Genomic DNA, 20,146 nt, shown 5'->3' on the forward strand with positions numbered 1-20,146 from the left:
TTTGTTTTGAACCGTACTTTGCCTCGAGAGGCGTAAAAACCGCTATTCGGCTTTTCAGCGTCGGAACTTGTCGCTTACGAGTATCCGTACAAGCGTGTCGAGTCGCCCGATCCCGGCCCCGAGGATGATCATCCACGCCGCCGTCGGCGGAACCGACAGCGCGTACAGGAAGCGTTCGGTCGCGATTCCGGGGGACGTCTCGAGGCTCATTCTGAGGCCGACGAAGATGACGATAAAGGGGAGTTGAAAGATGATCAGTAGCCATTCGACCATCGGATACTGATTTGCCGCGGCCACCATCGAGACGGAGATTGCAACGACGATGCTGAGACCGATCAGTGTCCTATTGTCCGGTTCGACGAGGATTTTACCGACGGGACGGGTTCGTGCTGGCTCGAGGACTTCCTCAGGAGTTGCCCGCGCCAACCCCATGGCGGCGAGATACGAAACGGCGCCCAACCCGAGGGCCGTATGAATCGTACGCGACGTTACCGTCACGAAGAGAACCGTGAGAAGGAGAAGGGTTAGGAGGGGAAACGTCCCCCGTCTCGTTGGCTGGAACACGCCAAATGCATGATAACTGTCTGAAATGAGTTGGCTACGTAAACAGATTTTCGTTTGTCGTGAGCGGTGGGCAGAGAGGAGAGCGTGACCGATGACCAGCGTTGGGGCCGATAGGAGAATCGGCTCACCCTCTTCGGAAACCTCCGCCCCGCCGAGGCGCGCTACGCCGTGCTCTGTCCGTAACTCGAGTCGTTCTGAAACGCGCTCAGATTCCTCGAGGGGGGTACCTCAAGCGTTCTCGAGGCGTAACGCCCGACTCCAAAAGGGGACGCTTAAGTGCCTCCGTCGGATACCGACGTGCATGGCAAACGGCAAATACGCCGCGCGCAAGCTCAAGAAGGACCGCCAGAATCAGCGGTGGTCCGACTCTGACTACGCGCGCCGTGCACGTGGACTTCGAGAGAAGTCGGACCCGCTCGAGGGTGCCCCGCAGGCTCGCGGTATCGTCCTCGAAAAGGTTGGCATCGAAGCGAAACAGCCCAACTCGGCGATTCGAAAGTGCGTCCGAGTGCAGCTCATCAAGAACGGAAAGCAAGTCACCGCGTTCTGTCCCGGTGACGGTGCCATTTCGTTCATCGACGAACACGACGAAGTCACCATCGCCGGTATCGGTGGGGCGAAGGGTCGTGCGATGGGTGACCTTTCCGGTGTCAACTACAAGGTCGACAAGGTCAACGGCGTCGCGCTGAAAGAACTCGTTCGCGGAAACGCAGAGAAACCGGTGCGATAATCATGGCGACAGAAGATCAACCAGATCCAGACGCCCCTGCTGGCGGCGCAGACGTGGGCGCACAGTTGTTCGGCACGTGGGATATCGGCGAAATCGCGTACGAAGATCCCTCGACCGAACGCTACATCACGGTTACGCCAGTCGCTCACACCGCCGGTCGACACGCCGGTAAACAGTTCAAGAAGTCCCAGGTCTCCATCGTCGAGCGCTTCATCAACCGACTGATGCAGACCGAGGAGAACACGGGGAAGAAACAACAGACGCTCAATCACGTCCGCGATGCGTTCGAACTCATCAACGAGCGGACCGACGAAAACCCGATTCAGGTACTTGTCACCGCCGTCGAGAACGCCGCTCCGCGTGAGGAGACCGTCCGCCTGAAATACGGTGGTATCTCCGTTCCGAAAGCCGTCGACGTCGCACCTCAGCGACGAGTCGATCAGGCGCTCAAGTTCCTCGCAGAGGGTGTCTACAACGACTCGTTCAAAACGCCGACGCCGGCTGCAGAGGCAATCGCGAGTCAGCTCATCGGTGCCTCTAACTACGACGTCCAGACGTACGCTGTGAGTCAGAAAGAAGAAAAAGAGCGCGTTGCAGCAGCAGCACGCTAACTCCGACGCGATATTTTCTCTCTCGACGCCAGCTCTTCTCGAGAGAAATCTCTCGATGCCGTCGGTACGGAGATCGCCTCGTCGAACATCCTCGTGAACACAACTGACTGTGTTCTTGATACAACTCGAGAGAATGGTTCCACTCTGGTTTTACTTGTGAGAATTTTTCAGAAAAATTTATTCCGGCTCGGGACGATGTATCTGTTGCACCATGTCCGAACTTACCACACACTTAAAGAACCACCCACGAATGATCGGTATTCTGTTCGCAATATTGCTCGCCCTCTCACAGGCGGGAACCGCTGCTGCGAACATGGAATTTTACCCGGGACCGTAACTGAGTGCTAGAGTCGCTCAGTTACGTCGTCACTCCAGCGTATTTCATCGTCGACCAGAAGCGGTGTCTCTTTCAATCGGAGAAAGTCCTCGAGTTGTTGGGGTGTCGCGGAGACCGATTCGATTCGTTTAGGGTGCAAGTAGTACGACGTGATAGGCTCTAAATGGGATGTAACGACACTCCCCTTTTTCGTCCCAGCGCCTTCGTAGGTTTCGAGTGAAACGGTGAATTCGTCAGCACTGACGGGATCGGTTATCCCGTCGTGAAACACGCACAGCGCTGGTACGCCGGTCGTTGGCTGAGCGATCGTCGTCGTTCCGTCGCCGACGATCTGATACTGGCCCGCGACGGTGCTTTCCTTTCGTGCGAGATTGAGTGCAGCGTAGAGTGAGAATCCGTGGTTCAAGAGGCGTGCGACAACGCCGCCGACGTTGATGGCTCCGTTGTTGACGACATCGCCCCGGGTCGTGATGCCACCGACACTCCCCGATTCGATCAAGTGGATCCCCTGTTCGTGGGATTGACAGGCGTTGAGGATGAACGCTTTTACACCGACTTCGTCGACGGTCTCTGCGCTCAGGACGCCATCTGTACACTGGAACCCACCGGTGTCGATGTGTCCGATATAGTGAAAGAAGTCACCGTTGCTCGAGAGGATCTCCTCGAGTTCAGCCACGGTGACGTCGTAGGAGACGGTCACGTCGAAGGGAAGTTCCTCGTGCGTTCCGTAGACGCCGTTTACGGTCTCGAGTTCGTCTGACATCCGCTCGTCGGTACAGACGACGTCGATCTCGATTGGATCCGCTCCAGGTCGTCGATCGACGTTGTTGTAGAATGCCGAGAGTGGTGTCGTACTTCGGAGCGTACTCTCGCTTGCGCGCTGCCACACCTGCTGTACTGTCTTCCCCGTCGTCGGAATACTCTCACTCGAGGACTCGTTTCCACTACGTTCGTGGCGGTTTTCGGTAGTACCCGACCGAGTGAAGTCAGCAACTGCTCGTCGCTGTTGGGTCGACGTAGATTGGTGTGTGGTGTTGCTATCGGTCGTCTGCACGATTGCGAGGTCGTTCGCGATAAACGGGAGGAACGGGGCCCGATCTGGAGTTGGACGACAGTGGACCTCGAGGCGCCACTCGGGAATGTGGTCTGCGATCACCGAATGCGGGACCTCGAGGTAGCGTTCGAGTTGCACCGCCAGTGGTTCGTCGTAGAGTGCGTCGATATCGAACGGGAGATGGGATTCGACGGCCGGCCGCTCGGCGAGGGGCAGCGGTGTAATTCCCGCCGTCCGAACGATGCAATCGAGGAAGAACACGTGCTTCAACACCCGCCCGACCGTTCGTTCGAAGGATTCCCCTGTATCGAGTGGATACTCGAATCCGCGGTCGGTAGTGAGTTGTGGGCTGGGACCTGGGACGACTGATGCGCCGAGATAGTATGCCAGTGAAACCACTGGGAACAGCTGTCGGTGTGTCGGCTGTATCGTAATTTCCACGCCCGTGTCCGGTGTGTCGAGCGAGTCTGGAATCGCTACTTCGTCACCGATCTTCAGTGAGGGCGGATGTCCACGAAGGGTTGGATACGATCGATCGGCCTCGAGCGTCTTCAGTGCGGACCCGAACGCGGAGACGGCCGTCATGACGTCCGTCGGCGCTGTCGTCGTCGTGATCTGTTGGGCCGGGCGCGTGTGGTACGACCGGGCACCGACGACGACGCGCGTTTCGTCGCCAAAGGCGATGTGTGTTTGATCCGCGTCGAAGTAGACGTACGCACTCCCCGTTGCCTCGAGGTAGATTTTCAGGGAGGCGGAGAGTTCGAGCGTGTACTGTCCGGCCGGCATCGACGTCGGGTTCGGCGGTTTCGCCTCGGCGACCATCGCGCCACTCTCGTCTCGGATGTAGACGTGCTTGTTCGTCGGGAGCGTGATCGTGTTCGTCGATATCTCGACCGCTGCATCGACTGGATACTCGAGACGAGCAGTGCGTACGGGTGTTGGCGACACCGTCGTCTGTGTTATGAGTCGATAGCGATGTCGCTCGATCGGATCGATAATGACGATTCCATCGTTGGTCCGTTTGAACTTCGGTTTCATGGCGAGGACGATTCGGGCTGGCGTCGTGCTAGTGCACAGTAGACGACTCGGGCGGTGGGTCGGCGACTACTCGCGCGAGATCCAACCGGAACTGCGGTTACCCTCGTTGATCGACCACTGTTCTTGGAACTCCCCGTCTCGTTCGCGAAGTTCGACGACGATGTCGAAGAGGGGTTCGAGAAGGGAGACGGCGTCTGCGTCGCGCTCGAGTGGGAGGTGATAGTGGATCATGCCGCTTGAATCCTGTACTTTGCCGGTGGTCAGATGCACGAACTTGAAAACACGTTCGACGCCGTATTCCTCGAGCAGTGGCACCAGTGAGTCGACACCGACGCGGAGTGCTGCGGGTTCGAATCCGTCGTTGCTCGCCTCGAGCGTGTCGACTGCCCTCGATATTTCGACGGCGAGGTCGGTGAGTGACGTCGTTCTCGCGGGTGTTTGCTCGAGGGCTGTCGACGAGCGTTCCACGAACGTGGACCCGTTGTTGTCGGTACTGACGCTCCGGGCGTGTGTTTCGTAGCTGATGAGTTCGAGGGGGTCGGACGACAGTTGCGCTGCGTCGAGAACGTCAGTGGTTCGGTACGGTCGACCGAGGGTAGATACCAGCACACGATGGCGTGAGCGGGCAGCCGATTGGCCCAGGAGACGGTGACAAATATCTCGGCGGTAGTCAGTGTCGACGGCACCGACGACGAGGACGCTCGCACCCGAGCGCTTCAGTTGTGACAACGTTTTGGTAAACTGCCCCTCGCTGGTCGTCTCACCCCAGCTGTCTCGCGAACTCATCGATATATTCCACACATCGACGGGTAAAACATTAAATGTTCGGGCTCGTTGGGACAGTGTGTCCGTTTGTGAGTCTGTCTCGATCGTTTCGGAGCGTTCGCGAAACATGACGTCTTGTCGAACAGACGGAAATACGGAGCGGTTGTGACGGACGGGAAACGGTCTCGGTCGGAGGAGTGTCACTTCTGGCAGGCACGAAACGACGGTTACTCTCCCGTAGCTCCACCGTCATCGACGTATGCGCGAGTCGCGTCGACGAGCATCTGTCGATACGTACTCGAGTCCGGATTCGCGACGAGTTCGCGAAAGCGGCGTTTGAACCCCTCGAAGTCGACGCTCGGCGCGTCCATCGCGGCAGCGTACGCGAGGTCGTACAGTCGGTGGTCGTCCTCGACGAGGTCGTGACGTTCGGCCAGTGCGAGCGCGAACGCGGCGTTGACGGCGGTGATATCCGGATCTGCACTCGCAGAGCGGCGCGTGAGTCCTGACCGAGACGGCGTCTCGGGTCGGTCGGCGACGGCCATCGCGAGGCTGGACTCGAGGAACGACAGGAGTTTTTCGCCGGGACCGACGGTGAGCGTGATATCGTCGGCGTAGATGTCCTTCATGTGATTTGCGATCTGGTAGCAGTGCGAGAGCTTTCGGCGCTCGACGCTCTTGCCGGCCAGTCCGAGGTAGAGAACCTCTTCTGTCGATTGGGTGTGGGAAGGATGGGCCTGCTCGTACCTGGCCATATGGGAGAACTCGTGAAGGGCGAGTTCGCGAGCCATCGCGCTCGAGGCGGCTTGTTTCGAGATGTTCAGGACGTGTCGGTCGTCGTAGTGTCCGGCCCAGGTTCGTTCGTCCGGGTCGTCTCGGAGGTGGACGTGGACGGGCAACGAGAGATCGTGTTCCGTTTCGAAGAGGTCACGGGCCCCGAGGAACGGAGAAGTCGGCCCTGCACCCTGTACGCGGAGATCCATGGGTATCTGTATCACGTCCTGCCGCCCTATGTCTTTTGCGCTCGTCCTCTCTGATTACTGATGGGTAATCGGTCGTTCCTCGAGGTTGTATTCACGCGTCCGAGTCCCGCCGTTTTGTCTTTACAGGCTGCATGTTATTCACTCACTCAGATTGGAAATTATGGCGTAACGTGCGCGAATCCGACGGATTCGAGCGACGACGAAACACTACCCTTTTGACCCCGCTACCGATAATAGGTGGTATATGGGCCGACGCAAGAAAATCGTCCAAGAGTGTGAACGGTTGATGGACGAACCGGAGAACATCCGGAACATCGCCATCGCCGCTCACGTCGATCACGGAAAAACAACCCTTTCTGACAATCTCCTCGCTGGTGCCGGCATGATCTCCGACGAGACTGCCGGCGAACAGCTCGCGATGGACACGGAAGAAGACGAACAAGAACGCGGGATCACCATCGACGCGGCGAACGTTTCGATGACGCACGAGTACGAGGACACCAACCACCTCATCAACCTCATCGACACGCCCGGCCACGTCGACTTCGGTGGCGACGTGACCCGTGCGATGCGCGCCGTCGACGGTGCGCTCGTCGTCGTCGACGCCGTCGAGGGAGCCATGCCACAGACCGAAACGGTTCTGCGACAAGCACTCCGCGAGGGCGTCAAGCCGACCCTGTTCATCAACAAGGTCGACCGTCTGATCTCCGAACTGCAGGAAGGTCCCGAGGAGATGCAACAGCGACTCGTCTCGGTCATCAACGACGTCAACGAACTCATTCGTGGCATGACCGAGGAGATGGACGACATCGACGACTGGACCGTCTCCGTCGAGGACGGCACCGTCGGCTTCGGTTCCGCACTGTACAAGTGGGGCGTCTCGATGCCGTCGATGCAGGCCACCGGCATGGACTTCGCCGAGATCATGGAACTCGAGCGCGCCGACAAGCGCCAGGAACTCCACGAGAAGACGCCGCTTTCGGACGTCGTACTCGACATGGTCTGTGAGCACTTCCCGAACCCCGTCGACGCACAGCCGATGCGTATCCCGCGTATCTGGCGCGGTGACGACGAATCCGACCTGGCAGAGGGAATGCGCCTCGTCGACGAATCCGGCGAGGTCGTCTTCATGGTCACCGACATCGGGATGGACCCACACGCCGGCGAAATCGCCTCCGGTCGTGTCTTCTCGGGAACGCTCGAGAAGGGCCAGGAACTGTACGTCTCCGGGACCGCGGGCAAGAACCGCGTCCAGTCCGTCGGGATCTACATGGGTGGCGAGCGCGAGGAAGTCGACAACGTTCCCGCGGGGAACATCGCGGCCGTCACCGGCCTGCGAGACGCCATCGCGGGCTCGACGGTCTCTTCCGTCGAGATGACGCCGTTCGAGTCGATCGAGCACATCTCGGAACCGGTCATTACGAAGAGCGTCGAGGCCCAGACGATGGACGACCTGCCAAAGCTCATCGAGACGCTGCGCCAGGTCTCCAAGGAGGACCCGACGATCCAGATTACGATCAACGAGGACACCGGCGAGCACCTGATCTCCGGACAGGGTGAACTTCACCTCGAGGTCATCACCCAGCGTATCGAGAAGAACCAGGGCATTCCGGTCAACACCGGTGAACCGATCGTCGTCTACCGCGAGCAGTCCCAGCGGCCGAGCGACGAGATCGAAGGTATCTCGCCGAACCGCCACAACCGCTTCTACGTCTCCGTCGAGCCGATGTCGGACGAACTCGTCGAGACGATCAAGCTGGGCGAGGCGTCGATGGACATGCCAGAGCAGGAGCGTCGAGAGGCCTTACAAGAGGCCGGCATGGACAAAGACGACTCCCAGGAAGTCGAACACATCCACGGGACGAACATCCTCATCGACGATACGAAGGGGATCCAGCACCTGAACGAGACGATGGAACTCGTGATCGAGGGATTCGAGGACGCCCTCGACAACGGGCCGCTCGCGAACGAACCGGTCCAGGGGACGCTCATCCGACTGCACGACGCCCGACTCCACGAGGACACCATCCACCGCGGCCCGGCACAGGTCATCCCGGCAACCCGAAACGCGCTCCACAAGGCGCTGATCGACGGGAAGATCAAGCTGCTCGAGCCGATGCAGGACGCTCGTATCGACGTGCCAAACGACCACATGGGTGCCGCATCCGGCGAGATCCAGGGCCGACGTGGCCGCGTCGACGACATGTATCAGGAGGGTGACCTCATGGTCGTCGAGGGTATCGCACCCGTCGACGAGATGATCGGCTTCGCGAGCGACATTCGCTCCGCGACCGAGGGTCGCGCCGCCTGGAACACCGAGAACGCCGGCTTCGAGGTCATGTCCGACTCGCTCCAGCGCGAGAAGATCATGGAGATCCGCGAGCGCAAGGGCATGAAACTCGAGCTTCCGCCAAGCATCGACTACATCTAAGCGCCGGTTTACTCCTCGAGTGCGCTTCGCGCACCGTTTCTTTGTTTGCGAACGGCTCGAGACTGTTCTCGAGCACAGTGCTCATGTTCACCTACAGTCGGTCGGGACCGTTCAGTAACAGTGCCGACTCGACGCTCGCGGTGGATCGGACGGTTTGGTCGTCCCCGAACGCTGATCCGAGCCGGACGGGCTGTTAGTTAGATGTAGCGGGTGTGGGTTAACCAAACCGTCTCATTACGGTCGCGTAGTTCACGTTCAATTTGAGTCGAGCACGTCGAGTACGTCGGGGGCTTCGTACACTTTGCCGCGCTGTTTTCCGGTCGTTTCCCGAACGATGCCCTCGCGTTCGAGTGCGCTGATCGCCTCGTAGACCGAGGGTTTCGACCGACCGATCGCCTCAATAGCTCGCGGGCCGGTGAGGTAGGGCTGTTCGAAGACGTAATCGACGAGTTCTCGAGCTGTCGGATGGCTCGGGAACCGCTCTCGGTACGCTCGACGAAGGTCAGTCAGTTCGACGCCGCAGTCGTAGGCGTCGATGGCCTGTTCGGCGATGGCGTCCAGGACGAACGTCGTCCACTCCTCGTAGGCTCCCTCGGTGCTGACGGCTAGCAGCTTTTCGCGGTAGTCCCCGCCGAACCGCTTGAAGTACGCGCTGAGGTAGAGATACGGGCCAGGGAGCAAGCCGGCATCGTAGAGCTGGAGCATGATCAGCAACCGGCCGAGTCGGCCGTTACCGTCTCGGAATGGATGGATCGCCTCGAACTGGTAGTGGATGAGTGCGGTGTCGATCAGCGGCGGGTACTCACCACGCTGTGCGTACGAGAAGAGTTGATCTAACAGGAGCTCGACCAGGTCGGGGTTCGCGGGAATGAACGAGGCGTTTTTCGGCCCGCCGTCCGGGGAGCCAATGTACACGGGGATATCTCGGAGTTCGCCCGGGCGTTGCTCTTCGCCGCGGACGCCTCCGAGGAGAATATCGTGAAGGTCGCAGGTAAACTCTTGATCGATGTCCCCGCCGTCGTCGAGGTGCTCGAAGCCGTACGTGACCGCGTCGACGTAGTTGTACGCTTCGCGGACGTCGTCGCGCTCGGCGGCGGATCGCTCAGGTGTCGAACCGAGTTCGTGGGCGTAAATATCGGAAATCGTTACGTTCGTCCCCTCGACCTGGGAACTCATCGCCGCCTCGCGGTGGACGAACGGCGCGATCAGCAGGTTCGGGTTCTCGAGATCGCGCTCGAGCGTCGCCAGCCGACCCAGCGCGTAGTTCGCGTCGCCGTAGACGGCGAGTAAGTCGTCAGTATACTCGAGGTCGGGTGGGAGGCTGGCCGGCGTGTGACACGGGAGGTCGTCGTATTCGTCGATTCGGCCGGGGCCGTCCGTGAAGTCCGCCGAGTCCATCGTACTACGCGAGACTCTGGCAGCCAGCAAGTTAGTTGTTCTGGCGTTGGGTTAACTTATGGACGAACGAGCGTCGTGGGCGTTACTCGAGTGGCAGTAGCCATAACGAAGTAGGGGTGTATGGCCGTTCGGCGTTCGGGTGATTACTCCCGTTCGCCCGCACCGAGCGCAGCCTCTCCAACCTTCTCGTGGCCTTCGATAACCTCCTGTCCATCCATGTACGGCCGCAGCGGTTCAGGAATCGTCACCGTGCCGTCGTCGTTCTGGTAGTACTCGAGGATGGCCACCATAACCCGCGGCAGCGCCAGTCCCGAGGCGTTCAGGGTGTGGAGGTACTCGGCCGACTCGTGGCGCTCGGGGCGATAGCGCAGGCCGGCGCGTCGGGCCTGAAAGTCCTCGAAGTTCGAGGCGCTCGAGACCTCGAGCCAGCGCCCGCCCTCCTCGGGGCCGTCGTCCATGTCGTCGCCGGGAGCCCAGATTTCGATGTCGTAGGTCTTCGCGCTCGCGAAGGTCAGATCGCCGGTACAGAGTTCGAGAATGCGGTACGGAAGTTCCAGTCGGCGCAGGACTTCCTCGGCTTCCGAGAGCAGGCCCTCGAGTCGGTCGTGGCTCTCCTCGGGTTCGACGAAGTTGACGAGTTCGACCTTGTTGAACTGGTGGACGCGGACGATGCCGCGCGTCTCGGTGCCGTGCTCGCCGGCCTCGCGGCGAAAGTTCGGCGTGTAGGCCTGGTGTTTGAGCGGGAGGTCGTCCGTGAGGAGGATCTCTTCGCTGTACATGTTGGTGACGGGCACCTCCGCGGTCGGACAGAGCCAGAGGTCGTCGTCGTCGTAGTCTTCCTCGTTGCTTCCCCCGAGTCGGTAGGCGTCGTCCGCAAACTTCGGGAGCTGGCCGGTGCCGCGCATCGATTCGCTCGAGACGGGAATCGGCGGGAAGAGATCGACGTAGTCCTGTTCGCGGTGAACGTCCATCATGAACTGGACGAGGGCGTGCTCGAGTCGTGCGCCGTCGCCTTTGAGGAAGTAAAAGCCAGAGCCCGTCGTCTTCGCGCCGCGTGCCTCGTCGATGATGTCGAGATCCTCGCCGAGTTCGTAGTGGGGTGTAATTTCGTCGGCGTCGACGCGGAGGTTCTCGAAGCCCCAGCGTCGGTCCTCGACGTTGTGGCGCTCGTCGACACCCTTCGGGACGCTTTCGTGTGGGAGTTGGGGAACCTCGAGCATTCGCTCGTCCAGTTCCTCGCGCAACTCGGTGGCTTCGTCTTCGACGTCTTCGATTTCGGCTTTCAGCTCCTTCGACTGGGAGATCGCCTCGTCCTTTTCGTCTTGTTTGCCGTCGGCGACTAATTCGCCGATTCGTTGGGTAACCTGATTGCGCTCGTGACGCAGTTCGTCGCCGCGAGCTTTCAGTTCTCGCCACCGTTCGTCGATCTCGAGGAGGTCGTCGAGGTCGACGTCGGCGCCGCGGGCCTCGAGCGCGTCGCGTACCTCCTGGGGGTTCTCGCGAAGATAAGTCCGGTCGAGCATGCTCGTGGCTTCTTCGTGGCGGGGCAAAACCGTGTCGGAAGCAGCCCTCGTGGCGATTGTCGCAGTTGGTGAGAATGCGAGGCGAATATGGCGAGTCGCGGGAAACGCTTTTTTCGGTACGGGACGGGGTTTCGCGTATGGACCCGCTCGAGGGCGAAGCGTCGTCGGCATCGGTCGAGTACGAGCCCGTCAGCGTCAAGGACGTCCTCGTCGAGATGAAAGACACCGCGGAGTTGCTGATCGACCTCTCGTATTCGGCCGTCCTTCACCGAAACGCGGACCTCGCACACGAAGTGTTGCGCTTAGAAGAGCGAATGAACGTCCTCGAGCTTCGCGCGCGGATGAGCCTCATGATGGCCGTTCGGAAGCCGGCCGACGCGGAGGAACTCGCGCCGGTGTTAGGAATCGTCGCCGCAGCCGACACGATCAGCGACGCGGCCGGCGACATCGCGAAGATCGTCTTAGAGGAGATGGGACTGCCCGACGCGATGCGAGCGGCGCTTCCGGAAGCCGCGGAGACCCTCGTTCGCGGTGTCGTCGACCCGAACTCCGCGTACGCCGGCCGAACGCTCGCGGATATCGACCTCGAGTCCGAAACCGGCGTTCGCGTGATCGCCCTCCGTCGCGGAGACGAGTGGCTGCTCAACCCTGGCCCGGAGACATCCATCGAGGGGGATGACGTGGCGCTCCTTCGCGGCCCCGACCCGGCGATCGGCGAGGTTTGTACGGAACTCACCGGGGAGACGTTCGAGCCGCCGACGATCGACGATCCGGGCATTCCGGATCTCGAACGGGCGGTCGATACGATCGTCCACATGAAAAACCTCTCCGAGTTGGCGGTCGATCTGGCCTACAGCAGCGTGTTGTTCGACAGCGCGGAGTTGGCCGAGGAGGTCCGCAACCTCGAGGTCGAAGTCGACGCGATGCAATCGCGATTCGAGGCGTGGACGCTGCGCGCGGCGGCCGACGCGAACGACCCGGTCGTCTTGCGCGGGCTCATTCGACTCGGAACCAGCACGGAGGTCATCAGCGACGCGGCGGTCGACATCAGTGAGGGCGTCCTTCGTGATATCGACGTCCATCCGGTCGTCCAGCAGGCGGTTCAAGAGAGTGACGAGATCATTACTCGAGTCGAGGTCGAACCCGAGAGCGAACTCGACGGGACCGCCGTGGTCGCGGGCGTTCCCGACGTCGAGTCGACGATGTCGGTGATCGCGATTCGCCGTCCCGGCGACGGCTGGTTGTTGGTCGCGGATTCGGACGCGGAACTGCGCGGCGGCGACGTACTCATCTCGAAGGGGACGCGGACGGCCGCGGACGCGTTCGACGCGCTCTCGACGGTGTGATGTCTTTGTCCCCGTCTATCCGAATTCGCAGGTTCGTCTCTCACGTGTTCGTCGTGAGAATCGCGACCAACTCGAGGTAGACGAGCGCCCCGAGGAGGGCGACGGCGATGGCGACGAGGAGGGGGACGCCGGTTTTTACGGCGAGCGGGACGCGACCCGTTTGAAACGACGGAATCATGCGTTTCCCCGCTCGTCGGTGCGTCGGTGTCCCTGTCCTCGACCGTCGATACGCCGGTGATCGTCGGTGCGTCGGCGGTCGATTAGGCGTGCGCGTCGGAGGACTCGAGGTGCTCGTTCGTGATGACTGGTGACGTGTGAGGCCATACCGTGTGGCCAACAGCGTGCTATTTGAATCTCAGTCAGACGCCTGACAGACGGCCGCTCCGTACCGGAACACGGCCGTCTCGACGAGACGATTCGACGGCCTGAGTCGCTTAGAATCCGAGGACGTGCGCCGAGACGCCGATGAAGATGACCATGCCGAAGACGTCGACGACGTTGGTGACGATCGGAATCGTCGTGTCGTCGGGGTCGATTCCCATCCGATAGGAGCCGTACGTGGCGGCGAAACTGAAGATAATCGCGATGACGGCGACGGACATCCCGCTGACGAGCGAGATGAATAGCAGCGACGGAAACCCGACCGTCCCGCCGAAGAGGACGGTGTCAAGCAGACCAGCACCGATCGCGAGAGCCGTGAATATCGTCACTGCGAGCGCGAGGACCGCCGCGATGTCAGCCCAGAGTTCCCGATCGCGCGGATCGAGTTCGGTCGTCCCCAGGTGAAAGCGCGTCGACAGCCGAGAGCTCAGGATGGCACCGAGATTTCCGCCCATGTCGACCATCGTCGGCACCATCACCGCGAGGATGGCGATTTCCTCGATCATCTCCTCCGCGGATTCGAGGGTGATGCCGGCCCAGAGGACGATGGCCGAGAGCACGATAAGCAGCGGAAACATGTTTCCGACGATCGACTTCCAGTTCCACGTCCCGAGTGAGCCCTGTGGGACGACCATCAGAGCAACACCTCCATCGTCCCGACGGCGAACAACAAGAACAACATCCCGAAGATGTCACCGAGCGTCGTGACGACCGGTCCGACGAGGTTGTCCGGATCGTAGCCGTGTCGATAGCCCGCGAAGATCAACGCGAGCAAGCCGGCGATCATGACGAACGAGGTCAACACGCCGGAGATCAACATAATTCCGACGAGTTCGTACAGGGCGGCGACGTCGCCCCAGCCCAACACCCACTCGAGGGCGACCCAGGTGAGCGCACCGATAACGACCGAGATGCCGATGCCGTTGATGAACGACGCCAGCACGGCGTTGATCAGCCGCTCGTTCCACTCGAAGTGAGGTTCGATCAGCCCCTGGTGGAGCCCGCTGGCGATTCGGCCGCCGAGTGCGCCGTAGACGTTCCCGCGGGTTGCAAGAAACACGGGAATCATGACGAAGAGGCCGGGAAACCGTTCGATACTATCGACGAGTCCTTCGAGTACGAGTCCGGCGAAGAGCCCGCCACTGAGTGCGATGAACAATATCGGGAGCGCTTCTCGGTAGATAGACCAGACATCGCCGCGAACGCTCATACCAGAGAGTCACTCAATTCGATGTTAAACGTACCGGCACCACGACGGCGTTTCTCGACGAGACAAACGGCCGACATTTGACACAAGTCACCAAATTCCGTGGTGAGAATTAGCGATGTTAGTCGGAGTAGAAACTATCTTTAGCCTATTCTAATAATCGGCCAGTGCATGCTGTACACCAATCACAGCAGTCGAGATGGAACCGTTAGCAACGAGGCCGAACCAGTTACCGCCGGTCACGAATTCACTCGGACGCTCGAGGATCTGATCCTCGACTTGCTTCAAGGAGAGTTCGCAGGCGTCATTCGCTCGCACAGCCGCGGTGAGGTGTATGGGGGCGAGTAATCCCGACCTCGAGTTCCACGCGGATCGCACAGCAGAGATGGTCGACGACGAGTACGTCGCCGTCACGCAGGAGACGTTCGTCGACACCGCGATCGAGGAGTTCCGCGCGTTCGAACCCGAATCCGACGAAACGACCGTCTATTATCTCTACGTCACCGACAACTCTGGCCGACTCGTCGGCGTCATGTCACTCCGGGAGCTGCTCAACGCACCCGAAGACGACGTCGTCGAGGCGCACATGTCGACCGACCTCATTACGATCAACGCCGACGCCGATCCGGAGTACGCCGCGAGCGAGATGGCCGAACGGGACTTCCCCGCCTTGCCGGTCGTCGACGACGACGGCGTGTTGGTCGGCGTGTTGCGAACCGACGACATGATCGAGGTCGTCGAGGAGGAAGCCACCGAGGATATCATGAAGAGCGCCGGCTTCTCGTTCGCTGACGTCGAAACGAGTCGATCTTCAGCGATCCTCGAGTCTTCGATTCTGAAGATCCTGCGACTGCGCCTGCCGTGGTTACTCGTCGCACTCGCCGGCGGGCTCACCGCCGGACTGGTCATCGAAGGCTTCGAGGAGACGCTCGAGGCCATCATCGTGCTCGGCTTCTTCATTCCCGTCATCATGGACATGGGCGGCAACGTCGGCACGCAGGCCTCGACGATTTTCGTCCGCGGCCTCGCCGTGGGTCACATCGACGACCGAAACGCGATGCGCCACTTCCGACGCGAGGCCGGCGTCGGACTGACGATCGGCGTCATCATCGGCGCGATCGGCTCCGCGGCGGCGTACCTGTATCTCATGTACGTCCGCGGACTCGAGGAACCGCTCGCGACCCACGGCGACGTGCTCTCCGTGAGCGCCGTGTTGTTCGTCTCCCTCGCGGCCGTCTGTACGATCGCGAGCACGGTCGGCTACGTCGTGCCGTGGATCGCCCACAAACTCGGGTACGACCCGGCGGCCGTCTCCGACCCGCTCGTCACGACGGTCAAGGACATCACCGCGCTGGTGATCTACTTCGGGATGGCGACGCTGCTGCTCGGTCATCTGGTCTGATTCGAGCGCGATTCAGAACGGACCTTTTCTTTTTACGTGCGATCTCGAGGCTTAAGCCAGTCAACTGAGACGAATCTCAGACCAGTCCAACCGAGACGAGTCCCCAGGCGATGCCGATCGCGCTCAGCGAGAGGGCCAGGTTGCCCGCAGCGTTCGCCACGGCGAGGAGTCGGTCGCCGCGTTCGTACAGTTGGACGGTTTCGACGGAAAACGACGAGAAGGTCGTAAACGCCCCGCAGATACCGATGCCGACCAGCTGAATCGTCGTGTCTCCCGCGCCCAGGAACGTCGCCAGTCCGAAGACGAAGCTGCCGAGCACGTTGACCGCGAGCGTCGGCCACGGGAAGCGCTCGCTCGAGAACTGGAGGTAGACCCAGTGGCGCAAGAGCGCCCCGATCGCGCCGCCGGTGCCGACGACGTGTGCCGGTTCGGGCTCGAACGCGAGGGCGACGATCGGCTCGACGCTCACGCCGTCTCACCCTCGGTTGCAGCGGCGTCATCACTGTCGCGAAGCTGGCGCGCGAGTTCGCGACTCGCGAGGACGGCGGCGAAGCCGAGTCCGTAGTTGCCGGCGACGATCGCGACGAACAAGAGCGGATCGGCCGCCAGGGCCGACTGGACGGCGAACGTGCTGTAGGTCGTCAGCGACGAGAGAAAACCGGTCGTGAAGACGGTTCGGGATCTGCTTCCAACGTATCCCGTGTACTCGGCTTCGTAGACGAGAAAGCCGAGCAGGAAGCAGCCGAACACGTTGGCCAGCAAAACGGCCTGTATTTCGGTGAACGCGCCGAGTGCGAAGTACCGGAGGTTCGCGCCGGCGAAGCCGCCGATGGCGATCAGTGCGAGCGTCTCGAGTCGAACGAGGGGGTGGGCTGCCATGGCTGATGGTGAAACAGGGACCGTCAGCCGTCCTCGCGGTCGGCGATGGCCGACGCGAGGCAGTCGGCAGTTGGATCAGGCGGGCCCCATCGCCCGGTTGCCTCGGGATTCACACACCAGTGGCTTCAGAATTACGGTCCGCCGACTGTGATGACTCCCTTCCGAGCGCGCGGGCCGCGAGGACCGAAGCGGAAGGAAAAGACCCAAGTTTAGACTTGCTCTAAACCCGACCATGGCAAGCGCCGAGGACGAGCGACGCGGGTTTACTCGAGCGTCGTGGGTGAACGTCCTCGGCAACGCGGCGAAGATCGTCGTCGAGGGGGCCGTCGGACTGGCCTTCGGCAGCGTCGCGCTGCTCGCCGACGCGGCGCACTCGATCGCGGACCTGGTCGCGAGCGGCGTGGTCTTGATCTGGGGGCGCAGTTCCTTCGACGAACCCGACGATACGCACCCCCACGGTCACGATCGAATCGAACCGCTGACCGCGCTGTTCGTCGGCGCGATGATCGCCCTCCTCGGATTGAACTTGCTCTACGAATCGTTTCAGGGGATCCTTCACGGCGTCGACGTCGTCTTTCACCCGCTCTTGCTCGGTGCGCTGGCGTTCGCGATCCTCGACATGTACCTCGTCTACCGCTACACGTCGCTCGTCAACGAGGACATCGACTCGACGGCGCTCAAGGCGCTCGCGACGGACTGTCTGAACGATATCTACACCTCCTTCGCCGCCGTCGTCGGCGTCATCGGCGTGTTGCTCGGCTTTCCGCTGCTCGATCCCCTCGCCGGCGCACTCGTGAGCGTGCTGGTCGTCTATCAGGGCGTCGAAATTAGCCGCGAGAACGTCGATTACCTCATCGGTGCGGCACCCCACCCCGAGAAGCGAGGCGAGATCACCGAAGCGCTTCGTGACCATCCCAACGTGCAGGGCGTTCACGATCTGACCGTCTTCTACGACGGTCCCGTCCTCGAGGTCGAAGTGCACGTCGAGGTCGACGGCGACATGCCGTTCCGACAGGCACACGACATCGAGTCGGACCTGATCGATCGACTCCGCGCGCTCGAGGACGTCGGTGACGCACACGTCCACCTCGATCCCTCTGGGATCGGCGAGTGGAAAGACTGTCGAGACGACCGCTGAGGCTTACCCGTCGCCGGCAGCAGTCCTCGCGGATCGGTTCGTCGATGCCGACTCACCCGTGTCGTCAGTTACGTCCGTGTTGTCAGTATCGTCCGCCTCGCCGGTATCGTTCGCACCACGACCGTCGGTATCGGCCAGCGGCAACGTAACGGTGAACCTCGAGCCGTCGGGGCCGGTCTCGCTCAACTCGACGCGACCGCCGTACCGATTCGTCAGAATTTTGACAAGATACAGTCCTAACCCGTGGTTTCGTGACTTTCGCTCGAACAGCGTCTGCTGTGTCTCCTCAGAAATTCCCGGACCGTTGTCCGCGACTTCGACAGTCGCCGCGTCGGCCGTCGTCGCCACCGTGAGTGCGACGCGTGGTGTGTCGCTATCGTTGTGCTCGATGGCGTTCTCGAGGAGGTTGATGACGATCCACTTCACGCCACTGTTTGCGCTGACGGCCACGTCGTCGGGAATCGACGTCTCGATCTCGAGTTCGTCGAACCGTTCGTCAAAAGACCGTCCCTCTTCGCGTACCAGCGCGCTCAAGTCGACGCTCGTCGTCGGGTCCCGCGTTTGACTGGCGTTCAACATCGCTCGCACGTCGTCGATCACGTCGGTGAGCGCCTCGCTCTCGCGATCGATCGTCTCGAGACTCGATCGGTGGCGGTGCTCACCGCTCGTCTCCTCGAGTATCAACGAGGCGTGCCCGTTGATGATCTGGGCGCTGTTGAGCACTTCGTGACGAAGGAGGTCGTTCAGATACGTCAACACCTCGCGTTCGTCCTCGAGTCGCTCCGCCCTGACGGCCGCTGCCGTCGCTTCGACTTCGCGCTGGATCGCTCGGGCTTCGATGAATCCGAACGTGAATCCGGCGACTGCGCCAATGTTTACGGCGAAGTGCGCCCAGGCGACGTCGCCGGCGAATGAGTACCACGGAAAGAGGACGATCATCGCGAGATTGATCGCCAAAAATCCGAGTCCGACGGCTGTCGTCCAGTAGACGACTCGACAGTAGCGACCGACGCCGATCTGGCTTCGCTCGAGGCGGTACCCGCCCCAGACGAGTCCGACGGCGGGAACGGCGATCGTGCCCACGCTGAGCGCGACAGCCGTCGTATCGAGTACCGAACGAAACCAGACCACCCAGCCGAGAAAGAGCGCGATCGAGAGCAGACCGAACCCGCTGATGAGCCACGCTAGCTTCGCCCGGACTGTCTGACAGAGTGTGCCAACGCTGTTCATCGCAAACTCTCCCTCGAATCGACCGAGTTACCCACCCACATCTACCGTCACCAACACGACGCGCGTTAAAGGGTGTACCGGCCAGCAAACGCCACTATCGGGCGTTCACCGAGACACGAGCTTTTAACCGTACAGCCGTGAGGATACGGGTATGGATTCGGCTATCGGCGACGTACAGGAAGTGACGGCGGGCGAGTGTACTGACTGCTATTTTGTGGACACTGGTATGTACGAGACGTCCGGCTACGGTGGCGTCTACATCGTCGACGACGACAACCCGGCCGTCGTCGAGACGGGACTCGGGACGAACCACGACCTCATTCTCGAGGCACTCGAGGAACTCGAGATCGCCCGCGAGGACCTCGCGGCGATCGTCGTCACGCACATCCACCTCGATCACGCCGGCGGCGCCGGATTCCTCGCCGAGGCGTGCCCGAACGCGGACGTCTACGTCCCCGCACCTGGAACCTCGCTGCTCGCGGACCCCTCGAAATTAGTCGCCGGAACGAAAGCCGCCGTCGGTGACCAGTGGCAGTACTACGTCGACCCGCGTCCCATCGACGAGGATCGAATCGTCAGCGTCGAGGACGGGGACGTCATCGACCTCGGGACGCACGAACTCCGGGCCCACCACGCCCCCGGCCACGCGTTCCACCAACTGGTCTACGAAGATCCCGCGAACGACGCCGTCTTCGCCGGCGACGCCGCGGGTATCTGGGCACCCGGCCCGGAGACGATCACGGAGACCTCTCCGCCCTCCGATTTCGACCTCGAGGAGTGTCTCGCGGACGTCGAGATGCTCCAGGAACTCGACCCGGACGTGCTCCTCTACACCCACTTCGGCGCGCGAGACGTCGGCGACGACGCCGAGGCCGCACTCGAGGAGTACGCCACCGTCCTCACCGAGTGGGTCGCGGAAGTCGAATCGAAACGGGAGGAACTCGGGGACGACGAGGCCGTCATCGAGCACTTCGCGGCCTCGAGCGAGATGGCCGGCACTTGGGGAGAAGAAAAAGCGAGTGCGGAAGCGGTGATGAACGCGCGTGGCGTTCTCGGCTATCTCGACGCCAACGAGTAACTCGAACCGACCGTCCTGCCCTCACTGTTCGCGCGCAGACTCGAAGTATCC

Annotated in this window: 21 protein-coding genes; 9 read left to right on the forward strand and 12 right to left on the reverse strand. The window is 61.4% G+C overall.

Annotation, left to right across the window (positions count from 1 at the left end; all coding sequences use genetic code 11):
• Nucleotides 1-54 precede the first annotated feature (54 nt).
• The gene (locus BB347_RS12175; protein WP_139327054.1) at nucleotides 55-498 is read right to left on the reverse strand and encodes a hypothetical protein; all 444 of its coding nucleotides are present in this window, start codon (nucleotides 496-498) and stop codon (nucleotides 55-57) included.
• Nucleotides 499-865: 367 nt separating this feature from the next.
• On the opposite strand from BB347_RS12175, the gene BB347_RS12180 reads away from it, so the two are divergent.
• The 3 genes from BB347_RS12180 to BB347_RS19985 all read left to right on the forward strand — a co-directional run bounded on the left by BB347_RS12180 (nucleotide 866) and on the right by BB347_RS19985 (nucleotide 2,242).
• On the forward strand, nucleotides 866-1,294 hold the full coding sequence (locus tag BB347_RS12180; protein ID WP_004267302.1) for a 30S ribosomal protein S12: 429 nt from the start codon (nucleotides 866-868) through the stop codon (nucleotides 1,292-1,294).
• Nucleotides 1,295-1,296: 2 nt separating this feature from the next.
• The gene (locus BB347_RS12185; protein ID WP_076583670.1) at nucleotides 1,297-1,905 is read left to right on the forward strand and encodes a 30S ribosomal protein S7; all 609 of its coding nucleotides are present in this window, start codon (nucleotides 1,297-1,299) and stop codon (nucleotides 1,903-1,905) included.
• A 211-nt stretch (nucleotides 1,906-2,116) separates the two neighbouring features.
• Entirely contained in the window at nucleotides 2,117-2,242 is a 126-nt protein-coding gene (locus tag BB347_RS19985; protein ID WP_449289603.1) for a DUF7503 family protein, read from the forward strand.
• Between the two features lie 7 nt (nucleotides 2,243-2,249).
• Here the strand turns inward: BB347_RS19985 and BB347_RS12190 are convergent, their stop codons facing one another.
• The 3 genes from BB347_RS12190 to BB347_RS12200 form a co-directional block, all read right to left on the reverse strand.
• Entirely contained in the window at nucleotides 2,250-4,334 is a 2,085-nt protein-coding gene (locus BB347_RS12190; protein ID WP_076583672.1) for a hypothetical protein, read from the reverse strand.
• Nucleotides 4,335-4,400: 66 nt separating this feature from the next.
• Complete coding sequence (locus BB347_RS12195) at nucleotides 4,401-5,120, reverse strand: DUF7504 family protein (RefSeq protein ID WP_076583673.1); 720 nt, start codon at nucleotides 5,118-5,120, stop codon at nucleotides 4,401-4,403.
• A 206-nt stretch (nucleotides 5,121-5,326) separates the two neighbouring features.
• Nucleotides 5,327-6,082, reverse strand: a complete 756-nt coding sequence (locus BB347_RS12200) for a DUF5781 family protein (RefSeq protein ID WP_076583675.1) — start codon at nucleotides 6,080-6,082, stop codon at nucleotides 5,327-5,329.
• Between the two features lie 244 nt (nucleotides 6,083-6,326).
• Here BB347_RS12200 and BB347_RS12205 point away from each other — a divergent pair, with 244 nt between their 5' ends.
• Nucleotides 6,327-8,513: an elongation factor EF-2 gene (locus BB347_RS12205; RefSeq protein ID WP_076583677.1), complete on the forward strand. Its 2,187-nt coding sequence runs from the start codon at nucleotides 6,327-6,329 to the stop codon at nucleotides 8,511-8,513.
• Between the two features lie 255 nt (nucleotides 8,514-8,768).
• Here the strand turns inward: BB347_RS12205 and BB347_RS12210 are convergent, their stop codons facing one another.
• Nucleotides 8,769-9,911, reverse strand: coding sequence for a Fic family protein (locus tag BB347_RS12210; protein ID WP_076583678.1), 1,143 nt, complete (start codon nucleotides 9,909-9,911; stop codon nucleotides 8,769-8,771).
• Nucleotides 9,912-10,054: 143 nt separating this feature from the next.
• Nucleotides 10,055-11,434, reverse strand: a complete 1,380-nt coding sequence (gene serS, locus BB347_RS12215; RefSeq protein WP_076583680.1) for a serine--tRNA ligase — start codon at nucleotides 11,432-11,434, stop codon at nucleotides 10,055-10,057.
• Nucleotides 11,435-11,571: 137 nt separating this feature from the next.
• On the opposite strand from serS, the gene BB347_RS12220 reads away from it, so the two are divergent.
• On the forward strand, nucleotides 11,572-12,780 hold the full coding sequence (locus BB347_RS12220; protein ID WP_076583682.1) for a potassium channel family protein: 1,209 nt from the start codon (nucleotides 11,572-11,574) through the stop codon (nucleotides 12,778-12,780).
• Nucleotides 12,781-12,820: 40 nt separating this feature from the next.
• On the opposite strand, the gene BB347_RS19355 is transcribed toward BB347_RS12220, so the two are convergent.
• The 3 genes from BB347_RS19355 to BB347_RS12230 form a co-directional block, all read right to left on the reverse strand.
• Nucleotides 12,821-12,958 (reverse strand): hypothetical protein, encoded by a 138-nt coding sequence (locus BB347_RS19355; protein ID WP_168170952.1) that lies wholly within the window; start codon nucleotides 12,956-12,958, stop codon nucleotides 12,821-12,823.
• A 256-nt stretch (nucleotides 12,959-13,214) separates the two neighbouring features.
• Entirely contained in the window at nucleotides 13,215-13,796 is a 582-nt protein-coding gene (locus tag BB347_RS12225; protein ID WP_076583684.1) for a magnesium transporter, read from the reverse strand.
• A complete protein-coding gene (locus BB347_RS12230; RefSeq protein WP_076583686.1) occupies nucleotides 13,796-14,371 on the reverse strand; it encodes a magnesium transporter in 576 nt (191 codons plus the stop codon). The genes BB347_RS12225 and BB347_RS12230 overlap by 1 nt, the downstream gene beginning before the upstream one ends.
• Before the next feature lie 168 nt (nucleotides 14,372-14,539).
• Here BB347_RS12230 and BB347_RS19360 point away from each other — a divergent pair, with 168 nt between their 5' ends.
• A complete protein-coding gene (locus tag BB347_RS19360) occupies nucleotides 14,540-14,716 on the forward strand; it encodes a hypothetical protein (protein WP_168170953.1) in 177 nt (58 codons plus the stop codon).
• Complete coding sequence (mgtE, locus tag BB347_RS12235; protein WP_076583688.1) at nucleotides 14,703-15,770, forward strand: magnesium transporter; 1,068 nt, start codon at nucleotides 14,703-14,705, stop codon at nucleotides 15,768-15,770. Before BB347_RS19360 ends, mgtE begins: the two co-directional genes overlap by 14 nt.
• Nucleotides 15,771-15,846: 76 nt before the next feature.
• Here the strand turns inward: mgtE and BB347_RS12240 are convergent, their stop codons facing one another.
• Complete coding sequence (locus BB347_RS12240; protein ID WP_076583690.1) at nucleotides 15,847-16,239, reverse strand: fluoride efflux transporter FluC; 393 nt, start codon at nucleotides 16,237-16,239, stop codon at nucleotides 15,847-15,849.
• Entirely contained in the window at nucleotides 16,236-16,649 is a 414-nt protein-coding gene (locus tag BB347_RS12245) for a fluoride efflux transporter FluC (protein ID WP_076583692.1), read from the reverse strand. The genes BB347_RS12240 and BB347_RS12245 overlap by 4 nt, the downstream gene beginning before the upstream one ends.
• A gap of 232 nt (nucleotides 16,650-16,881) precedes the next feature.
• Here BB347_RS12245 and BB347_RS12250 point away from each other — a divergent pair, with 232 nt between their 5' ends.
• Nucleotides 16,882-17,787 (forward strand): cation diffusion facilitator family transporter, encoded by a 906-nt coding sequence (locus BB347_RS12250; RefSeq protein WP_076583694.1) that lies wholly within the window; start codon nucleotides 16,882-16,884, stop codon nucleotides 17,785-17,787.
• A 3-nt stretch (nucleotides 17,788-17,790) separates the two neighbouring features.
• Here the strand turns inward: BB347_RS12250 and BB347_RS12255 are convergent, their stop codons facing one another.
• Nucleotides 17,791-19,017: a sensor histidine kinase gene (locus BB347_RS12255; protein WP_076583696.1), complete on the reverse strand. Its 1,227-nt coding sequence runs from the start codon at nucleotides 19,015-19,017 to the stop codon at nucleotides 17,791-17,793.
• A gap of 151 nt (nucleotides 19,018-19,168) precedes the next feature.
• Here BB347_RS12255 and BB347_RS12260 point away from each other — a divergent pair, with 151 nt between their 5' ends.
• Nucleotides 19,169-20,095: an MBL fold metallo-hydrolase gene (locus BB347_RS12260; protein ID WP_076583698.1), complete on the forward strand. Its 927-nt coding sequence runs from the start codon at nucleotides 19,169-19,171 to the stop codon at nucleotides 20,093-20,095.
• Nucleotides 20,096-20,146 lie beyond the last annotated feature (51 nt).

The organism is Natronorubrum daqingense (assembly GCF_001971705.1).
GTDB lineage: Archaea > Halobacteriota > Halobacteria > Halobacteriales > Natrialbaceae > Natronorubrum > Natronorubrum daqingense.